An 18,086-nucleotide genomic window follows, 5' to 3' on the forward strand; every position below is an offset into this window, starting at 1 on the left:
CGGATCGGCATCCTCCCGGCCCCGGCACCGCCGGAAAATCGAATGCGCCCCCCTGCGCGGTTGGGGCATCCTGTAGGAACAGCAACGGCAAAGGACAGAAAATGCGGCTCAGCGACTTTTGGCGGCTGATGGACGACGAGTTCGGCGCCCACTACTCACGGAGCCTCGCGGGCGATCTCGTGATCGGCGAACTGGGGGACCGGACCGCCCTCGACGCGCTGCGGGCGGGCATCGACCCCCGGCGGGTGTGGGAGGCGGTCTGCACGGTGCAGGACGTGCCCCGCGAGCGGTGGCTGGGACGCGACCTCAAGCCCCGGGCCCGCAGCCGGGCCGAATAGGACACGCCGTCAACCCACCCAATTCATTCGAATATCTGTTCGGATCGAGATATGCTTGGAGGACGGGTCCTGCCGGTTTTTTCACATACCGGACGACCTCCCAAGACTGTCAGAGCCGGCCGGTAGGGTCGGAACGAACATGCAAACGGCCCGCGGGGTTTCGCAAGCCCAGGGCACAATCAACCGAGGTGAACAATGGCTGCACCAGCCGATCGTGAGAAGGCCCTCCAGGCTGCCCTCGCGCAGATTGACAAGCAGTACGGCAAGGGCTCCGTCATGCGCCTTGGCGATGAGATCCGAGCGCCCATCGAAACGATTTCGACGAGCTCGATCGCCCTCGACGCCGCGCTCGGCATCGGCGGCCTGCCCCGCGGCCGCGTCGTCGAGATCTACGGTCCGGAGTCCTCGGGTAAGACCACGGTGGCCCTCCACGCGGTGGCCAGCGCCCAGCGCAACGGCGGCATCGCGGCCTTCATCGACGCCGAGCACGCCCTCGACCCGGAGTACGCAAAGAGGCTTGGCGTGGACACCGACGCACTCCTGGTGTCCCAGCCCGACACCGGCGAGCAGGCGCTCGAGATCATGGACATGCTCATCGGATCCGGATCCATCGACATTGTCGTCATCGACTCCGTGGCAGCGCTTGTTCCCCGCGCCGAAATCGAAGGCGAGATGGGCGACAGCCACGTGGGCCTGCAGGCCCGGCTCATGAGCCAGGCCCTCCGCAAGATCACCGGCCGGCTGAGCCAGACCAAGACCACCGCCATCTTCATCAACCAGCTGCGCGAAAAGATCGGTGTCTTCTTCGGCAGCCCCGAAACCACGACCGGTGGCAAGGCGTTGAAGTTCTACGCCTCCGTGCGCATCGACGTCCGCAGGATCGAAACCCTCAAAGAGGGAGTGAACCCGGTCGGCAACCGCACCCGGGCCAAGATCGTGAAGAACAAGATGGCTCCGCCCTTCAAGCAGGCCGAGTTCGACATTCTCTACGGGCACGGCATCTCCCGTGAGGGCGGACTGATCGATGTGGGCGTCGAGAACGGGCTGGTCAAGAAGTCCGGCGCCTGGTTCACCTACGACGGCGACCAGCTGGGCCAGGGCAAGGAAAATGCCCGTAAGTTCCTCATCGACAATCCCGACCTCGCCGATGAGCTGGAGCGGAAGATCCGCGTCAAGCTCGGGATCGATGCCCAGCCGGAAGAAAATGAGGACGGGCCCAAGCTGAAGGCCGTCGGCGGAGAGTAGCCGCAGTGGCGGGAAACGGATCCTGGGGGCGGCCGGCCGACGGCCCGCCGCCCTCCGGTAAGTCCCCGTTCGGGTCCTCCGGCCGCAGGGCTTCCTCGGGCAAGTCGTCGTTCGGGTCGTCCTCGGGTAAGTCTTCGTTCGGGTCCTCGTCGGGTAAGTCGTCGTTTGGGTCCTCGTCGGGTAAGTCATCCCTGGGCGGGCAGGGGGGAAAGCCGCGCCGCCGACGGAAGGCCGAACGGGAGACCGAGGATTCCGCCTTTGGGCCTGTCGTCGGGCGTTCCGCCGATCTGCCGCCCGAACACGACGGGGATGCGCCCGAACCGTGGAGCACCCCGGATCCCGGACCTGCCGGCGGCGCACCCGGTGAAGCCGGCAGGACCAGAACCGGCAGGACCAGAACCGGCAGGGCTCCAACCGGCGGCCGCGGGCGCTCACGGCGCCCCCACGGCGGAGAAGGCGCAGCCGGCGAGCCGTCCTTCGGCAGGCCCGCCTTCGGAGAGCCCGGACCCGGGGAGTTCGCGACCGAACGGCCAGAACGCGAACCGGCACCAGGGGAGACCCGGTCAGAAGGCTCTCCCGACGCGTCGGACCCGCTCGCCCTGGCACGCTCGATCGTGCTGCGCCAGCTCACTCTGGCACCCCGGAGCCGGCACCAGCTGGCCGTGAAGCTCGCCGAGCGGGGCGTGCCCGAGGAAGCCGCCACGGCGGTCCTGAACCGCTTCGAAGAGGTCCAGCTCATCGACGACGCGGAGTTCGCCCGGATGTGGGTCCGCAGCCGCTCCGCCACCCGGTCGTTGGCCCGCTCCGCTCTGAAGCGTGAACTGGCCGAGAAGGGAGTCGACCCGGCCTTCGCCGAGGACGCCCTCGCCTCGATCAGCGACGACGACGAGCGGAACGCCGCACGTGAACTGATCCATCGCAAGATGCGGCAGGGCGTTGACCTTTCGGACCGCGCCGCGCGGGACAAGGAAATCCGCAGGCTCGTCTCGATGCTCGCCCGGAAGGGCTACGCACCCGGCCTGGCCTTCACCCTCGTCAAGGACGCCCTCGACGGGCAGGACACCACCTTCGGATGACGAGGCCAGGGCATCCCGTGCCCCTCCCGCCGGAGTGAATCCTGCCCTCCGGCGCGGGATTGTGGGCCGGTGGCGGGGCGGTCGTACCCTTAAGCCGTGAGTATTACAGCCCCCGCACCTTCCTCCGCCAAACCGTCGACAATTCCGGCGGCTGCGGCTCCCGCCGGCCCGCAGCGCACCTACGAGGTGCGCACCTTCGGGTGCCAGATGAACGTCCACGACTCGGAACGGATCTCGGGCCTCCTCGAGGGGGCGGGACTCACCGCGGCCACCGGCGGCGGGCAGGCCGACGTCGTCGTCTTCAACACCTGCGCCGTCCGTGAGAATGCCGATAACAAGCTCTACGGAAACCTCGGCATGCTCGCTCCGGTCAAGGAAGCCAATCCGGGAATGCAGATCGCCGTCGGCGGCTGCCTGGCGCAGAAGGACCGGGAGACCATCCTCCGCAAGGCACCCTGGGTCGACGCCGTCTTCGGCACGCACAATATAGGGGCGCTGCCGGCCCTGCTTGAACGCGCCCGGCACAACGACGCGGCCCAGCTCGAAATCCTCGAATCCCTCGACGTCTTCCCCTCGACCCTGCCCACCAAGCGGGACTCGGTGTACGCCGGGTGGGTCTCCATCTCGGTCGGGTGCAACAACACCTGCACGTTCTGCATCGTGCCCTCCCTCCGCGGGAAGGAGCGCGACCGGCGGCCCGGAGAGATCCTCGCCGAGATCGAAGCCCTTGTGGCCGACGGAGCCATCGAGGTGACGCTGCTCGGCCAGAACGTGAACTCCTACGGCGTCGAATTCGGCGACCGGGGCGCCTTCGCGAAACTGCTCCGCGCCTGCGGCAGCATCGAAGGACTTGAGCGGGTCCGTTTCACCAGCCCCCACCCGGCGGCGTTCACCGACGACGTCATCGACGCCATGGCCGAAACCCCCAACGTCATGCCGCAGCTCCACATGCCGCTGCAGTCCGGCTCCGACCGCATCCTCAAGGCGATGCGCCGCTCGTACCGGTCGGCGAAGTTCCTGGGCATCCTCGACCGTGTGCGCGAGCGGATGCCGTCCGCCGCGATCTCCACCGACATCATCGTCGGCTTCCCCGGGGAAACCGAGGAGGACTTCCAGGCCACGCTCGACGTCGTCGAGAAGTCCCGCTTCGCGACGGCCTTCACGTTCCAGTACTCGAGGCGGCCGGGCACCCCGGCAGCGGACCTTCCGGACCAGCTGCCCAAGCACGTGGTGCAGGCACGCTTCGAACGCCTCACCGCGCTGCAGGACCGCATCGCCGAAGAGGAAAACGCCCGCCAGGTGGGCCGGTCCGTCGAGGTGATGGTGACGGCGAACCAGGGTCGGAAAGCCGGGGAGACCCACCGCCTGACCGGGCGCGCCCAGGACCAGCGGCTGGTGCACTTCAGCGTTCCCGCCGGCGCCGAGGTGCCGCGCCCCGGCGACCTGGTGACCGTCCCGGTGACCCACGCGGCGCCCTTCCACCTGCTGTCCGATCCCACCGCCGCCGAATACTCGGTGCGGCGCTCCCGTGCCGGGGACGCCTGGGACCGCAGCCAGGCCGATTCGTGCGGGGCACCGGTTCCCGGTGGAACACCCGGCACAGCCGGCGCGGGCGTGTCCCTGGGCATGCCGTCGCTGCCCCCGCGCCGCTCCACCCCTTGATACCGCCCGTCGCGGGCACCGGGCCCGCAGGAGGACCCGGGGGAGGAGAAGCCGGTGACGCCCGGCCGCCCATCGTCGCGGTCGTCGGTCCCACCGGCACGGGCAAGTCCGACCTTGCCATCGCCCTCGCGCTCGAACTCGGCGGTGAGGTCATCAACGCCGACGCGCTCCAGTTCTACCGCGGCATGGACATCGGGACGGCCAAGGTGCCGGCCGTGGAGTGGCGGGGCGTTCCTCATCACCTCCTCGACATCCTCGACATCCGCGAGGAGGCGAGCGTCGCCGCCTATCAGGCCGAGGCCCGGCGGGCCATCGATGCCCTCCGGGCCCGCGGCAGGGTCCCCGTGCTCGTCGGCGGGTCGGGACTCTACGTCCGCGCCGTCCTCGACCGGCTGGAATTTCCCGGCACCGATCCGGCCCTCCGGGAACGCCTCGAGGCCGAACTCGCCGCCGGAGGGTCCGCCGCGCTGCGCGTCCGGCTCGCCGCGGTGGATCCGGTGTCGGCGGAGCGGATTGCCGATGACCGCCGGCTGGTCCGGGCACTGGAGGTGGCCGAACTCACCGGGCGCCCGTTCAGCTCCTTCATGCCCGACCGGCAGTACTACGCGCCGGCGGTCCAGATCGGTCTGGCGGTCGACCCGCAGGAGCTCCAGGTGCGGCTCGCGGAACGGGTACACACGATGGTCCGGGGGGGCCTGCTCGAGGAGGTCCGGGCCCTCGACGCCCGGGGCCTCCGGGAAGGACGCACCGCCTCGCGGGCCCTGGGCTACTCCCAGTTCCTTTCGGTCCTCGACGGCACCCTCAGCGAGTCCGCGGCCATCGAGGACACCATCACCGCGACGCGGCAGTTCGCCAAGCGCCAGCGCACCTGGTTCCGGGGCGACCCGCGGGTGCAGTGGCTGCCCTGGCGGGCTCCGGACCTGATCCAGCGGGCCCTCCTCCTCGCCCGCGGTGCCGGGCCACTATCCTAGAAGGGTGAGTACCGCACCCGCCCGGCAGGCCCCGACCGTATCGCCCCTTACCGGTGTGCCGTTCACCAAGGGCCATGGAACGGGAAACGACTTTCTGCTCCTCCTTGATCCCGAGGCGGCACTCGACCTTCGTGCCGACGCCGTCGCCGCTGTGTGCGACCGCCACCGTGGGGTCGGAGCCGACGGGCTGATCCGCGCCGTGCGCTCCGGGCAGCTCCCCGAGGGGCGTGAGCTGCTCGCCGGGACCCCGGAGGCCGAGTGGTTCATGGATTACCGCAACGCCGACGGCTCCGTCTCCGAGATGTGCGGCAACGGCGTACGGGTCTTCGTCCACTTCCTGATCAGCAAGGGCCTGCTGAGCCTCGACGACGGGGCCGCGGTGTCAGTGGCGACGAGGGCCGGCATCAAGGTGGTCTCGCGCTCGGCCGACGGCTACTCGGTGGACATGGGCCCCTGGGAGTTCATCCATCCCGGGGAGGCTGCCGCCCGGGCGGTGGATTCGACGGTGGAGGCGGCGGGCCTGGGTGTCCCGCGGCCGGGCCTGTCGGTGAGCATGGGCAACCCGCACACGGTCGTCGCCCTGGCGGGGCTCGACGAGCTCGCCGCGCCCCCGCTGATCGAGGTCCCGAAGGTCGAGCCGGCGCCCCCGCACGGAACGAACGTCGAATTCGTCGTGCCCGCCGAGCCCCTCGTGGAGGACGGCGTCGGCAGGCTCACGATGAGGGTCCACGAACGCGGGGTGGGCGAGACCTTCTCCTGCGGCACCGGGGCGTGCGCAGCCGCCGTCGCCACCCGCTACTGGGCCGGGCCGGAGTCGCCCTCCCACTGGGCAGTCAGCGTTCCCGGCGGTGTGCTGGGAGTCGTCTTCCATGTCGGCGCCGATGGACGGGAGCACGTCGACCTCAGCGGGCCCGCGGTGCTCGTGGCCGAGGGAACCCTGCTCGGGGCCTGAACGGGGCCTCTACGCAATCGATCGGGCCTGCGGTCTCAGGCACGCCCGCGCTGGTCAGGGCAGCGGCCCCTCCGCCGCCACGGCCCTGCCCGGCGGGCGCCGTCAGTCCGCCGGACGGGTGATGGAGAGGATCCGGAAGGACTTCGCGGTGTCTGCCCGGCGCACGGTGAAGCCGGAGGGTAGGGCTTCGGCGAGCCAGCGCTGCAGGGAATCGGCGCCAAGGTTCTTCTGCACCACGAGCCAGGCCTCCCCGCCGGGGGCGAGCCGCGGCAGCCAGCGCAGCAACAGGGCGTGAAGCTCCGCCTTGCCGATCCGGATGGGGGGATTCGACCAAATGGTGTCGAACTCGAGCGACGGGTCGACGTCGTCCGGCGTGCCGGCAGAGACATTCGCCAGACCGAGGCGGGCCGCATTGTCCCGGGTCAGGGCGATGCACCGCTCATTGACGTCCACGGCGTACACCTGGGCCTCCGGGGCCTTCAGCGCAAGGGTCAGGGCCAGCGGACCCCACCCGCTGCCGACGTCGAGCAGGCGCGTGCCCCGCGGCTCGGGGACGGAGCCGAGCAGGATGGCCGTGCCCTTGTCGATTCCGTCGGGGCTGAACAGGCCCGACGACGTCACGAGGTCGCGCTGCTCCCCATTGAGGACAACCGACAGCGGCCGCCGGACGCCCGGGCCGGCGGGCTGGGGGCTGAAGTAGTGCTGGGATTCCATAAGCGTCAAGCCTAGTGCCCCGCCGGGCCGTCCACCGGGCGGTGGCCTGCCGGAACCCGGTCCGCCGGAAGCGGCCGGCCGGCCGGGGGCAAGTCCGTTGCGCGGAGAGTGAATTCGCTGTGCTGGCGGTTTTCGTGCTACTAGCATTGAAGGACGCAATGACAAAGGAGAACATGACCACGAACCACGAAGGATCGACCGGAGCCGAGATGGGACCCGCGGAGATCCAGGCTGTCATCGACCGGATTCTCGCCCACGACGAGGCGGTCGAGTCCAAATCTTCGGCGGCAGCCAAGCCCCCGGCCGGCGACGGATCGACCGGTGGTGCCCCGGCGACGTGGCGCTCACGCGCCCAGGCGCTTTCCGCATCCGCACAGGAGCACTCGGAGTTCGACGGAGACCAGGAGGACCTCGCCGAGCGGCACGCCCTGCGCCGCGTGGCCGGTCTTTCGACCGAACTTGAAGACGTCACCGAGGTCGAATACCGCCAGCTGCGCCTTGAGCGCGTCGTCCTCGCCGGCCTCTGGAGCGACGGCACGGCGCAGGACGCCGAGAACTCGCTCCAGGAGCTCGCCGCCCTCGCTGAGACAGCCGGCTCGGAGGTGCTCGACGGGATGGTCCAGCGGCGCCTGAAGCCGGACCCGGCCACCTTCCTTGGCTCCGGCAAGGCCCAGGAACTCAAGGACGTGGTGGCGGCCGTCGGAGCAGACACCGTCATCGTCGACAGCGAGCTTTCCCCCTCCCAGCGCAGGGGCCTCGAGGACATCGTCAAGGTCAAGGTCATCGACCGGACCGCCCTGATCCTCGACATCTTCGCCCAGCACGCCCAGTCCCGCGAGGGCAAGGCCCAGGTGGAACTCGCCCAGCTCGAATACCTCCTGCCGCGGCTTCGTGGCTGGGGTGAATCGATGTCCCGCCAGGCCGGTGGACAGGTCGGCAGCGCCGGCGCCGGAATGGGCTCCCGCGGTCCGGGTGAGACGAAGATCGAACTCGACCGCCGGAAGATCCGCACCCGCATGGCGAAGCTGCGCCGCGAGATCGCCGGCATGAAGCCGGCCCGGGAGACCAAGCGCTCGAACCGGCGCCGCAACCAGGTGCCGTCCGTGGCCATCGCCGGCTACACCAACGCCGGGAAGTCATCGCTGCTGAACCGGCTCACCGACGCCGGTGTGCTGGTGGAGAACGCCCTGTTCGCGACCCTTGACCCGACGGTGCGCCGGGCCGAGACAACCGACGGCCTCGGGTACACCCTCGTGGACACCGTCGGCTTCGTCCGGTCGCTGCCAACACAGCTCGTCGAGGCCTTCCGGTCAACCCTCGAGGAGGTGGCGGACGCCGACCTGATCCTCCACGTCGTCGACGCGTCCCACCCCGACCCCGAAGGGCAGATCGCCGCCGTGCGCACGGTCCTCGCGGAGGTCGACGCCCGGAAGATCCCCGAGATCATCGTGCTCAACAAGGCCGACGCCGCCGACCCGTTCGTCCTCGAACGGCTCCGGCAGCGGGAGCCGCGCCACGTCGTCGTCTCGGCCCGCACGGGCCAGGGCATCGATGAGCTGCGCATGCAGATCAGCACCTCCATCCCGAGGCCCGGGGTGCGGATGTCGCTGCTCGTTCCCTACGACCACGGGGAGATCACCAGCCGTCTCCACGAAGAGGACGCGGAGATCCTCTCCCTGGACCACGCCGAAGAGGGAACCGTGCTTGAGGTGATGGTGAGGGAGGGCCTCGCCGCGGAGCTCGAGCCGTACCTGAGGCATGAGTAAAGGGCCCGAGCCCGACGCGCTGGACCTGCTGGATGCCGCCGTTGCGGCCATGGGCGGTGAAAGCCGCGCCGGTCAGCATGAGATGACGCGCCGGGTGAGCGAGGCCATCGACACCGGCGAGCACCTTCTCGTGCAGGCCGGTACCGGAACGGGAAAGTCCCTGGCGTACCTGCTGCCGCTGATCGCCCACGCCATGGAGAGCGAGAAGCCCTCGATCGTGTCAACGGCGACCCTGGCCCTTCAGGCGCAGATCGTGGGCCGGGACCTGCCACGGCTGCTGTCGGCGGTTCAGCCGCACCTTCCCCGGCCCGTCGATGTCGCCCTCCTGAAGGGTCGGTCGAACTACGTGTGCCTGCACAAGACGGCGGGGGGATTCCCGGAGGAGGACGCCCCCGACGCCCTGTTCAGCCTCGGCGAGGACGCCGTCCAGCACCCCGGCGCGGCACCGGCCGCGCCGGGCAGCGCGCTAGGCCGGGAGGTGGTGCGCCTCCGCGAATGGGCCGAAGACACCGAGACCGGTGACCGCGACGAACTGCTGCCGGGCGTCAGCGACCGGGCCTGGCGCCAGGTGTCGGTCAGCAGCCTCGAGTGCCTCGGCGCCCAGCGGTGCCCGGTGGCCAAGGAGTGCTTCAGCGAGCGTGCCCGCGAGGCCGCCGCGACCGCCGACATCGTCATCACGAACCACGCGATGCTCGCCATCAGCGCCTTCGAGGGCCTGGCCGTGCTGCCGGATTACGACGTCGTCGTCATCGACGAGGCCCACGAACTCCACGACCGGGTCACCGGGGCGGTCTCGGGGCAGCTCTCGGCGGCGATGGTCTCCGCGGCCGCGACCGCGGTGCGCCGTCATGCGTCGCTGCGCACCGACGCACTCGACTCCGCGGGCAAGGCCCTCGAGGAGGCCTGCGCGCTCCTGCCGTCGGGGCTGATGCCCGGACGGCTTCCCGAGGAGCTCGAATCCGCCCTCGAACAGGTCCGCGACGCCTCCCGTGCGGCCCTGTCGGATACCAAGACCGATGGCAAGGCCGACGGACCGGGCGACGCCGACGGCGGCCGGCAGCAGGCGCGCGGACGGCTCGGCCTCGTCTTCGAGGTGGCCGAACGGCTCCTCGCCGCCGGTGAGGCCAGTGAGGTGGTCTGGGCCTCCCGGCCCAGCACCTTCACCCCGGGCGCCGGCTACTCAATGGCCGACGAGAGCGCTCCGGCGATCCTGAACGTGGCACCACTGTCCGTCGCGGGGCGTCTGCGCGAGGGATTGTTCGAAGATCACACGGTGGTCCTGACCTCGGCGACCCTCGCCATCGGTGCCGAATTCGGGCCTGTCGCCGGGTCGCTCGGGCTCACCGGGGCCGGCGCACCGTCCTGGGCCGGAGTCGACGTCGGAAGTCCCTTCGACTACCCGCGCCAGGGGGTGCTGTATGTGGCGAAGGACCTCCCCAAGCCGGAACGGGGAACCTCCGAGGCCCAGCTGGCTGAACTGACCGCACTGCTCAAGGCCTCCCGCGGCGGAGCGCTCGGGCTGTTCTCCTCCCGCCGGGCGGCGGAGGAGGCAGCCGAGGCGCTGCGGCCGCTCGTCGACTTCGAGATCCTGTGCCAGGGGGAGGCGTCGCTTCCCTCGCTCGTGCAGCAGTTCGCCGAGGAACCTGACACCTGCCTGTTCGGGACGATGTCCCTGTGGCAGGGAGTCGATGTGCCGGGGCAGTCCTGCCGGCTCGTGGTGATCGACCGCATCCCCTTTCCCCGCCCGGACGATCCGCTGATGACCGCCCGCACCCGGGCGGTGGCGCGCGCCGGCGGGAACGGGTTCATGAGCGTGTCCGCCACGCACGCGGCCGTGCGGCTGGCCCAGGGGGCGGGGCGGCTGATCCGGGCCTCGGGCGACCGCGGCGTCGTCGCGGTCCTCGACTCGCGTCTTGCCACTGCGCGCTACGGGTCGTTCCTGCGTGCCGCCCTGCCGCCGTTCTGGCACACGACCGATCGAAAGACGGTGCTGGGCATCCTCGAGCGGGTCGCCGCCGGGTAGGAGCCCGAGGGGCGCAGCGGGGGAGCAGCGGGCTACGCGGCTGCCCGGACCGCCCGGTTCCGGCCCTGCGACTTCGCAGCGTAGAGCGCGGCGTCGGCCGAGGCGATGACCGCCTCCAGCCCGTGGCCCGCCGCCCCGGCGTCGGCGATGCCGTAGCTTACCGTGGGCAGCGGGAATCCGTCCGCCGTCGGTGTTCCCTGCAGCACCCGGCTGATCTCCGCGCTGACCGCCTCGGCACGCTCCCCGTCGGCGCCGGCGAGCAGGATGATGAACTCCTCCCCGCCGTAGCGTCCCACGAGGTCGGTCGAGCGCACCGACCGCGAACACGCCTCGGCGAACGCACGCAGCGCCGTGTCGCCCGCTGCATGGCCGTAGGTGTCGTTGACCTGCTTGAAGCGGTCGAGGTCCGCAAGGATCAGCGCCCCTGGGATTCCGGCGGCGGTAAGGCGTTTGAGCTCACGGTCCGCCCGGTCCAGGAAGGCGGAACGGTTGAGCAGCCCGGTCAGTCCGTCCCGTGCTGCCTTGTGCCGGAGGTCCCGGGTGACCTGGTCGTTGCTCAGGGCGGCCATGGTGAAGGAGACCACGACGAGGAGGGTCAGGGTGATCAGGGTGGTCACCGCCGACCCGAAGTAGGTGGTGAAGACGAACCCGTCCACGCCGTCAACGACGAACGCGATGCCGCGGCCCAGGTAGAAGAGCGAGAGGAACCCCGAGGCGACGGCCAGGGGCACCTGGGTGCGCACCCGGTGGGGCACGGGCCGCCAGACCTCAAGGGCGCCGAGGCCGAACAGCAGTGACATCATCGCCAAGAACACCGGTCCGCCGGACCAGGCGTTGACTGCGGGGCTATCCGCGGCCGAGGCGAGAGCCGTGAGCAGGGGAGGGGCGGCGAGCTGCGCCACCCGCGGGCGCCCCCGGTGGAGCGAACGCGCCGCCGCCCAGACGGCCGCGGCACCGGCCACGAGCAGGGTGTTCCCCAGGGGGTTGGCCCAGACCTGGTGGGAGGTGCCGTCGAGGAGGAACGCCGCGGACCCGGCGAGGAACAGGCCGATGGCCGCGCACCACCAGGCGCTGTAGGCCGAGCGGGTGCGGCGGAAGGTCACAAGGTAGAACAGCACGAGCTGGATGAGCGCGACGACGCCGAAGGCGACCCTCAGGGTAGAGGTATCAAGCGGCATCCGGCGGACCTTCCCTTCCGAGCGACATGCCGCCAGTATTGCACCGGGGGCCGACTATTCCGGCCGAGCCCCGCCTCCGGCGTGGCCGGCACGACCGGTCTCGATATCCACAACCGACGCGGTCGGCCCGGCGGCACGACGCCCACGACCGATGAAGCGGGCCCGCCGACACCGCCCACCCTGGCGGCGGACCGGAAGCCTACAGGGCGCGCATCACCGAGACCACCTTGCCCATGATGCTCGCATGGTCGCCCAGAATCGGTTCATACCGGGTGTTCTGCGGAAGCAGCCAGGTGTGTCCGTCGCGCTGGCGGAAGGTCTTGACGGTCGCCTCGTCGTCGAGGAGTGCGGCGACGATCTCGCCGTTCTGCGCGCTCTGCTGGCGCCGGACCACCACCCAGTCGCCGTCACAGATGGCGGCGTCGATCATCGAGTCACCTGTTACCCGGAGCATGAAGAGTTCGCCGTGGCCGACGAGCTGGCGCGGCAGCGGCATGACGTCCTCGACGACCTGGTCGGCCAGGATCGGACCACCCGCGGCAATCCGTCCGACCATGGGCACCATGGCGGTGTCCACGGCGCCGGAGAACTCGGAGACCGGGCCTGTCCCGGCCCGGCCCTGCTCGGGTGCCGGGGCGTCCGTCAGGGTCAGCGGCAGCAGGATCTCCATGGCCCGCGGCCGTTTCGGGTCCCTGCGGATATACCCAAGCCGTTCCAGCTGGGACAGCTGGTGCGTGACGCTCGAGAGACTCGCGAGCCCCACCGTGTCTCCGATCTCACGCATCGACGGGGGATACCCGTTGGCGCCGATCGACCGTTGGATCGTTTCGAGGATCTTCATCTGCCGCGTGGTCAGACCCTTGGGGACGCTCCGGCCCCTCGGGCGTCCACGCATCGGCGTGCCGGTGGGCACTCCTGCGGCTGCCTCTCCCGCCGGGACGGCCGGAACCGCCCGAGCCTCTTCCGCTGCCCGCTCTGCCACTGGTTTGTCCCTTCGCTGCGCCGCCACCTGCGCCGGACCCGTCGGCGGATCGTTTTGTCGGTGGCAGGTGGTGTTGTCAGGTTGTCGCCGTCCGGTAGTGAAACCCCGGAACCCGCGCCTTCCTCTGAACCCAACGGTAGGCGAGCGCGGGGGTGTTTTCAAACATATGTTCGAGCGAGTCTCGACAAAGCTCGATAACAGATGCTAAGAATAAGCAGGACGAAATAGAAGACATGTTCGAATAACTTGTTCGAACAGGTTGAACTTATTCGAAACTCCAGAAGAGGTACACGTCATGACCGCAACGCCAGGCCCGCTCAGTGCCACCGCAGGTTCCGCCGTGGCGGGTGGTTTCCGGCCCCTCGGCCAGCGGGGCGGCCGTCTTCCCAGTCAGCGGGATGCGGATCTGCCCCCGCTGCGGCTGACGCGCCGCGGCCGGGTGCTGCTGGTCGGGGTGCCGCTGGTACTGCTGGTGGCCGCCCTGGTGTTCCTTGCCGCATCCACGACGGCGCCGGCCCGGGCCGGCAGCGACGCCGGCCAGCCGACCGAGACTCTGGACGTCAATGTGGCACCGGGGGAGACGCTCTGGTCCCTGGCGGGTGAATTCGCCCCCGAGCGGGATCCGCGCGATGTGGTCTCGGAGATCGTGGAGCTCAATGGGCTGGGGTCATCGACGGTGCAGGCTGGCCAGGTCGTTGCGATTCCCGTCTCCCGGTAGCCCTCGCCTGCCGGTGGCGGCCGTCGTCCCGCCTCAATTCCACGCCCGGGCGGGCTGTCGCTTAAGCTCGATGGGTGAGGAACCGCCTTGAGTCCCTGTCCCGCCTTCCGCTGCGTGCGAACCTTGTGGGGCTATCTCCCTACGGTGCACCGCAGATTGACGTACCGATCCTGCTCAACGTCAATGAGAACACCCATGGCGTGCCCGCCGAGGTTCACCGGGCCATCGTGGACGCGGTGCAGGCAGCAGCCCTGGGCCTGAACCGTTATCCCGACCGCGAATTCACCGAACTGCGCGGAAACCTGGCCCGCTACCTCGGCGGTGGAGTCACCGCCGACCAGGTCTGGGCCGCCAACGGCTCCAACGAGGTGCTCCAGCAGATCCTGCAGGCCTTCGGGGGCCCGGGGCGCACCGCGATCGGCTTTCCGCCCACCTATTCCATGTATCCGCTGCTGGCCAGCGCCACGGACACCCGCTATGTAACCGCCCCGCGGGACGCCTCGTTCCAGCTCGACGCCGGCTATGTCGCCCAGGAGGTCGCCTCCTCGGGGGCCAACATCGTCTTCCTCTGCTCGCCGAACAACCCGACGGGTACGGCGCTCGGGCTCGACGTCGTCGAGGCCGCCTACGAGGCCGGTGCGGCGGCGCGGGCCATCATCATCGTCGACGAGGCCTACGCTGAGTTTTCCCACGCCGGAACGCCCAGCGCAATCACCCTGCTGCCGGGCCGGGAGCGGCTCATCGTCTCGCGCACCATGAGCAAGGCCTTCGCCCTGGCCGGGGCCCGCCTGGGGTACCTCGCGGCGGCGCCGGAGGTCGCCGACGCGCTCCGCCTGGTCCGCCTGCCGTACCACCTCTCGGCCATCACCCAGGCCGCCGCCAACGCCGCACTGACCCACTCCGCGACCCTCCTGGCGAACGTCGAGGCGATCAAGGTTCAGCGCGACCGCATCGTCACCGAGCTCACGGCGCTGGGCCTGAATCCGGCCCCCTCCGATGCCAACTTCGTCCTGTTCGGGGGGCTGGCGGATCCGCAGCGGGTCTGGCGGGGCCTGCTCGAGGCCGGGGTGCTGATCCGCGACGTCGGAATTCCCGGCCATCTGCGCGTGACGGCCGGTACCGAGAGCGAAACCACAGTGTTCCTTGAGTCACTGAAGCGCCTCCTCTGACCGGCGTCTCTTAGACTGGAGGGGAACGTGCGCCGCCCCTGAACCTCCGGATGCAGGCAGCACCGACGCGAAGCCCCTAGCGAAGGACACCAATGACTGTGGAGATCTCCGCCGCCCGCACTGCGCGGATCGAGCGGACCACCAGCGAATCCAGCGTGTACCTCGAGGTCAATCTCGACGGCACGGGTACCTCGGACATCAGCACCTCCGTGCCGTTCTACGACCACATGCTCACCGCCCTCGCCAAGCATTCGCTGATCGACCTGACGGTGAAGGCCACAGGGGATACGCACATCGACGTCCACCACACCGTCGAAGATACGGCGATCGCCTTCGGGGAGGCCCTCCGCGAGGCGCTCGGCACCAAGGCCGGCATCCGGCGTTTCGGCGAGGCGACAGTTCCCCTCGACGAGGCCCTTGCCAATGCCGTGGTCGACATCTCCGGGCGCCCCTTCCTCGTTCACGGCGGCGAGCCGGCCGGCCAGGAGTACCACCTCATCGGAGGACACTTCACCGGATCGCTGACCCGCCACGTCTTCGAAGCCATCGCGCTGCACGCCGGGATCTGCCTGCACCTCACCGTGCTCGCCGGCCGCGATCCCCACCACATCGTCGAGGCGCAGTTCAAGGCCTTCGCACGGGCCCTCCGTGCCGCAGTGGAGTCCGACCCTCGGGTCGAAGGCATCCCGTCGACGAAGGGGGCGCTGTGAGCGCGCCCAAGGTGACCGTGCTCGACTACGGGTCGGGCAACGTCCGCTCCGTGGTGCGGGCCCTTGAACACGTCGGTGCCGAGGTCACCCTCAGCGCCAAGTCGCAGGACGTCCTCAACGCCGACGGGTTGGTGGTGCCAGGCGTGGGCGCCTTCGCGGCCGTCATGAAGGGCCTGAAGGACGTCGATGCGCTGCGCCTGATCGGACGCCGCGTAGCCGGAGGCCGTCCCGTCCTCGGCATCTGCGTGGGCCTGCAGATCCTCTTCGACGAAGGGGTCGAGCACGGCGTGCGCACCGCAGGGATGGGGGAGTGGCCCGGCAAGGTCGAGCGCCTCCAGGCCGACGTGGTGCCCCACATGGGATGGAACACGGTCAGTCCGCCGGAGGACTCGGTGCTGTTCAACGGCATCGAGGACGAGCGGTTCTACTTTGTCCACTCCTACGGAGTGCAGCACTGGGACTTCGACGTCAGCCAGCCCATGATGAAGCCGCCGCAGGTGACCTGGTCCGACCACGGCGGGCGGTTCATCGCCGCCGTCGAGAACGGCCCGCTCTCGGCGACCCAGTTCCACCCGGAGAAGTCAGGCGACGCCGGAGCCCAGCTCCTGCGCAACTGGATCGGCAGGGTAGCAAAATCATGATCAGCGTCATCCTGATGGGGGTTGCGGGCCTGCTGATCGGCGGGGCGTTGTCCTTCCGCTCGCAGGGCTTCCCCAAGGCGCTGATCATCAGTTTCTGGATCCTCGCCGGCATGGCTCTGGTCGGGGCGTACCTCTTCACCCTGGACGCCTAGGCGGGCGCAGCACGGCACGACGGGGACACCATCCACCGCCGTCCCGCGCCCGCCCGCACCAGCGCCCTGCACCCCGGCCTTGCACCCCCGCCAGCTGCGCACCCACACCGGATGCACCCCCACCCCAGCTGCGCACCCACTCCCGCGGCCCGTCCCGGCCACGTCGACCGAAAGAAGCCCATGAGCCCGTTCACCGACTCTCCCAACCTGGAACTCCTCCCCGCCGTGGACGTCGCCGACGGCCAGGCCGTCCGCCTCGTCCAGGGGGCCGCCGGCAGCGAAACCAGCTACGGCGACCCCGTCGACGCGGCGCTGGCCTGGCAGGAGGACGGCGCGGAGTGGGTCCACCTCGTCGACCTCGATGCCGCGTTTGGCCGCGGGTCGAACCGGCCGCTCCTCGAAAAGGTCGTCCGGAAGCTCGACATCAAGGTCGAGCTCTCCGGCGGGATCCGCGACGACGAATCACTCGACGCCGCCCTCTCCCTCGGAGCCACCCGGGTGAACCTCGGTACGGCCGCCCTTGAGAACCCCGAGTGGACCGCCAGGGCCATCGCCCGCTACGGCGACGCGATCGCCGTCGGGCTCGACGTCCGCGGCACCACCCTTGCCGCCCGGGGATGGACCCAGGAGGGCGGGGACCTGTGGGAGGTGCTGCAGCGGCTCGAGGACGCAGGATGCGCCCGTTACGTCGTCACCGACGTCACCAAGGACGGCACCCTGCAGGGGCCGAACCTCGAACTGCTGAAGCAGGTGATCGAGCGCACCAGCCGGCCCGTGGTGGCATCCGGTGGCATCTCGACCCTCGATGACCTCGCGGCACTGCGCCAGCTGGTGCCCAGCGGCCTCGAAGGAGCGATCGTCGGCAAGGCCCTCTACGCCGGGGCGTTCACCCTTCCCCAGGCGCTGGACGTGGCCGGCCGCCCGGCACCCCGGGAATGAGCAGGGAACTCCCGGCGCACATCGCCGCCGCGCTGGCGGGAAACACCACGGACTCGGCGGGACGGCCCTGGGCCGGACGGGACCTCTCCGGTGACGGGAACCCCCTCCATAACTTCGACGACGACGACGGACAGGCCGACCCCGGCTACTCGGCCGCAGTCCAGGCCCTGATCGAGGGCACCGGCGGCGAGGAGCAGGTGATCCAGGCGCTGGCGTCGGCGCGGGTCTTCATCCCCATCGTGGCCCAGCTCGCCGCCGCCGGGGAGGGCGTCGACGGGGTCGAGGCCGACAAGGAAGCCGACATGGCCCTGGTGACCCTGCGTGCGCCCGACGGGCGGGCGGCGCTGCCGGTGTTCACCTCGGCGGACCGGCTCGCGGCCTGGCACCCCGATGCCCGTCCGGTGGCCGCCTACGCGGCGCGGGCGGCCCTGGCCGGCGTGGCGGAAAAGGCCGAACTGCTGGTCGTCGACCCAGGAGCTGACTTCACGTTCGTGGTGCGCCGTCCGGCGGTCTGGGCGCTGGCCCAGCAGGAGCCCTGGACCCCGTGCTACCGCGACCCCGGCCTCGGCTCCATCGTCGCGCCGATCAGCACCGCCGAGGAGGCGATCCTCGACGTCGTCCTTGAGCCGGGCTCCGGGGTGGCCGCCAGGACCGCTGGCGGTAGGCTTGTCTCCGGCGGCGGAGCCGGGCCGGAGCTCCGGATGAGTGTCCGGCTGCAGTCCGGGCTCAGCCCCACCGCCGTCCGGGACCTGGTGGAGCGCCTGCGCGCCTCGCTCCAGGCCCGCCGGGAGTTCGTCGAACGGGTCGACTCCCTGGAGATCCGAATAACCCGCTGACCGCGAAGGATCAG

The 18,086-nt window shown here is 70.2% G+C and carries 18 protein-coding genes; 15 read left to right on the forward strand and 3 right to left on the reverse strand.

Going from position 1 to position 18,086, the window contains the following annotated elements:
- Positions 1-101: 101 nt before the first annotated feature.
- From I6N91_RS09855 to dapF, 6 genes are all read left to right on the forward strand, one after another.
- Entirely contained in the window at positions 102-338 is a 237-nt protein-coding gene (locus I6N91_RS09855) for a DUF3046 domain-containing protein (RefSeq protein WP_120166575.1), read from the forward strand.
- 195 nt (positions 339-533) lie between these two features.
- Positions 534-1,583: a recombinase RecA gene (gene recA / locus I6N91_RS09860; RefSeq protein WP_198812384.1), complete on the forward strand. Its 1,050-nt coding sequence runs from the start codon at positions 534-536 to the stop codon at positions 1,581-1,583.
- 5 nt (positions 1,584-1,588) lie between these two features.
- Complete coding sequence (locus tag I6N91_RS17480; protein WP_307843309.1) at positions 1,589-2,659, forward strand: regulatory protein RecX; 1,071 nt, start codon at positions 1,589-1,591, stop codon at positions 2,657-2,659.
- A 96-nt stretch (positions 2,660-2,755) separates the two neighbouring features.
- On the forward strand, positions 2,756-4,321 hold the full coding sequence (gene miaB, locus I6N91_RS09870) for a tRNA (N6-isopentenyl adenosine(37)-C2)-methylthiotransferase MiaB (protein WP_198812385.1): 1,566 nt from the start codon (positions 2,756-2,758) through the stop codon (positions 4,319-4,321).
- Positions 4,318-5,292 carry a tRNA (adenosine(37)-N6)-dimethylallyltransferase MiaA gene (gene miaA / locus I6N91_RS09875; RefSeq protein WP_233091679.1) on the forward strand — a complete coding sequence of 325 codons (975 nt, stop codon included), beginning with the start codon at positions 4,318-4,320 and terminating at the stop codon, positions 5,290-5,292. Before miaB ends, miaA begins: the two co-directional genes overlap by 4 nt.
- A gap of 4 nt (positions 5,293-5,296) precedes the next feature.
- Positions 5,297-6,244, forward strand: a complete 948-nt coding sequence (gene dapF, locus I6N91_RS09880) for a diaminopimelate epimerase (RefSeq protein WP_198812386.1) — start codon at positions 5,297-5,299, stop codon at positions 6,242-6,244.
- Positions 6,245-6,346: 102 nt separating this feature from the next.
- Here dapF and I6N91_RS09885 read toward each other — a convergent pair whose 3' ends face one another.
- Positions 6,347-6,958: a class I SAM-dependent methyltransferase gene (locus tag I6N91_RS09885; protein ID WP_198812387.1), complete on the reverse strand. Its 612-nt coding sequence runs from the start codon at positions 6,956-6,958 to the stop codon at positions 6,347-6,349.
- A gap of 158 nt (positions 6,959-7,116) precedes the next feature.
- On the opposite strand from I6N91_RS09885, the gene hflX reads away from it, so the two are divergent.
- Positions 7,117-8,724 carry a GTPase HflX gene (gene hflX / locus I6N91_RS09890; protein ID WP_374058935.1) on the forward strand — a complete coding sequence of 536 codons (1,608 nt, stop codon included), beginning with the start codon at positions 7,117-7,119 and terminating at the stop codon, positions 8,722-8,724.
- A complete protein-coding gene (locus tag I6N91_RS09895) occupies positions 8,717-10,747 on the forward strand; it encodes an ATP-dependent DNA helicase (RefSeq protein ID WP_198812388.1) in 2,031 nt (676 codons plus the stop codon). The genes hflX and I6N91_RS09895 overlap by 8 nt, the downstream gene beginning before the upstream one ends.
- Positions 10,748-10,779: 32 nt before the next feature.
- Here the strand turns inward: I6N91_RS09895 and I6N91_RS09900 are convergent, their stop codons facing one another.
- A complete protein-coding gene (locus tag I6N91_RS09900; RefSeq protein WP_198812389.1) occupies positions 10,780-11,925 on the reverse strand; it encodes a GGDEF domain-containing protein in 1,146 nt (381 codons plus the stop codon).
- A 199-nt stretch (positions 11,926-12,124) separates the two neighbouring features.
- Positions 12,125-12,820, reverse strand: coding sequence for a transcriptional repressor LexA (gene lexA, locus I6N91_RS09905; RefSeq protein ID WP_198812440.1), 696 nt, complete (start codon positions 12,818-12,820; stop codon positions 12,125-12,127).
- Positions 12,821-13,202: 382 nt separating this feature from the next.
- Between lexA and I6N91_RS09910 the strand changes: the two genes are divergently transcribed.
- The 7 genes from I6N91_RS09910 to I6N91_RS09940 all read left to right on the forward strand — a co-directional run bounded on the left by I6N91_RS09910 (position 13,203) and on the right by I6N91_RS09940 (position 18,072).
- Positions 13,203-13,625 (forward strand): LysM peptidoglycan-binding domain-containing protein, encoded by a 423-nt coding sequence (locus I6N91_RS09910; protein ID WP_198812390.1) that lies wholly within the window; start codon positions 13,203-13,205, stop codon positions 13,623-13,625.
- Between the two features lie 74 nt (positions 13,626-13,699).
- Positions 13,700-14,794 (forward strand): histidinol-phosphate transaminase, encoded by a 1,095-nt coding sequence (locus I6N91_RS09915; RefSeq protein ID WP_198812391.1) that lies wholly within the window; start codon positions 13,700-13,702, stop codon positions 14,792-14,794.
- Positions 14,795-14,886: 92 nt separating this feature from the next.
- Complete coding sequence (gene hisB / locus I6N91_RS09920; RefSeq protein WP_120166558.1) at positions 14,887-15,504, forward strand: imidazoleglycerol-phosphate dehydratase HisB; 618 nt, start codon at positions 14,887-14,889, stop codon at positions 15,502-15,504.
- On the forward strand, positions 15,501-16,145 hold the full coding sequence (hisH, locus tag I6N91_RS09925) for an imidazole glycerol phosphate synthase subunit HisH (protein WP_198812392.1): 645 nt from the start codon (positions 15,501-15,503) through the stop codon (positions 16,143-16,145). Before hisB ends, hisH begins: the two co-directional genes overlap by 4 nt.
- Positions 16,142-16,297: a hypothetical protein gene (locus I6N91_RS09930; protein WP_198812393.1), complete on the forward strand. Its 156-nt coding sequence runs from the start codon at positions 16,142-16,144 to the stop codon at positions 16,295-16,297. Before hisH ends, I6N91_RS09930 begins: the two co-directional genes overlap by 4 nt.
- Positions 16,298-16,477: 180 nt before the next feature.
- Complete coding sequence (priA, locus tag I6N91_RS09935) at positions 16,478-17,236, forward strand: bifunctional 1-(5-phosphoribosyl)-5-((5-phosphoribosylamino)methylideneamino)imidazole-4-carboxamide isomerase/phosphoribosylanthranilate isomerase PriA (protein WP_198812394.1); 759 nt, start codon at positions 16,478-16,480, stop codon at positions 17,234-17,236.
- Positions 17,233-18,072 carry an SseB family protein gene (locus I6N91_RS09940; RefSeq protein WP_198812395.1) on the forward strand — a complete coding sequence of 280 codons (840 nt, stop codon included), beginning with the start codon at positions 17,233-17,235 and terminating at the stop codon, positions 18,070-18,072. Before priA ends, I6N91_RS09940 begins: the two co-directional genes overlap by 4 nt.
- The last annotated feature ends 14 nt before the right edge of the window (positions 18,073-18,086 follow it).

Origin of the sequence: Arthrobacter sp. MSA 4-2, from assembly GCF_016405885.1 — a bacterium.
Lineage (GTDB): Bacteria > Actinomycetota > Actinomycetes > Actinomycetales > Micrococcaceae > Arthrobacter_D.

Coding starts and splice junctions, on each gene's coding strand:
- hflX (WP_374058935.1), top strand. CDS start 7,117: ATGACAAAGGAGAACATGACCACGAACCACGAAGGATCGACCGGAGCC.
- lexA (WP_198812440.1), bottom strand. CDS start 12,820: ATGCGTGGACGCCCGAGGGGCCGGAGCGTCCCCAAGGGTCTGACCACG.
- I6N91_RS09940 (WP_198812395.1), top strand. CDS start 17,233: ATGAGCAGGGAACTCCCGGCGCACATCGCCGCCGCGCTGGCGGGAAAC.
- recA (WP_198812384.1), top strand. CDS start 534: ATGGCTGCACCAGCCGATCGTGAGAAGGCCCTCCAGGCTGCCCTCGCG.
- I6N91_RS09930 (WP_198812393.1), top strand. CDS start 16,142: ATGATCAGCGTCATCCTGATGGGGGTTGCGGGCCTGCTGATCGGCGGG.
- hisB (WP_120166558.1), top strand. CDS start 14,887: ATGACTGTGGAGATCTCCGCCGCCCGCACTGCGCGGATCGAGCGGACC.
- I6N91_RS09885 (WP_198812387.1), bottom strand. CDS start 6,958: ATGGAATCCCAGCACTACTTCAGCCCCCAGCCCGCCGGCCCGGGCGTC.
- I6N91_RS09855 (WP_120166575.1), top strand. CDS start 102: ATGCGGCTCAGCGACTTTTGGCGGCTGATGGACGACGAGTTCGGCGCC.
- I6N91_RS09895 (WP_198812388.1), top strand. CDS start 8,717: ATGAGTAAAGGGCCCGAGCCCGACGCGCTGGACCTGCTGGATGCCGCC.
- priA (WP_198812394.1), top strand. CDS start 16,478: ATGAGCCCGTTCACCGACTCTCCCAACCTGGAACTCCTCCCCGCCGTG.
- I6N91_RS09900 (WP_198812389.1), bottom strand. CDS start 11,925: ATGCCGCTTGATACCTCTACCCTGAGGGTCGCCTTCGGCGTCGTCGCG.
- I6N91_RS09910 (WP_198812390.1), top strand. CDS start 13,203: ATGACCGCAACGCCAGGCCCGCTCAGTGCCACCGCAGGTTCCGCCGTG.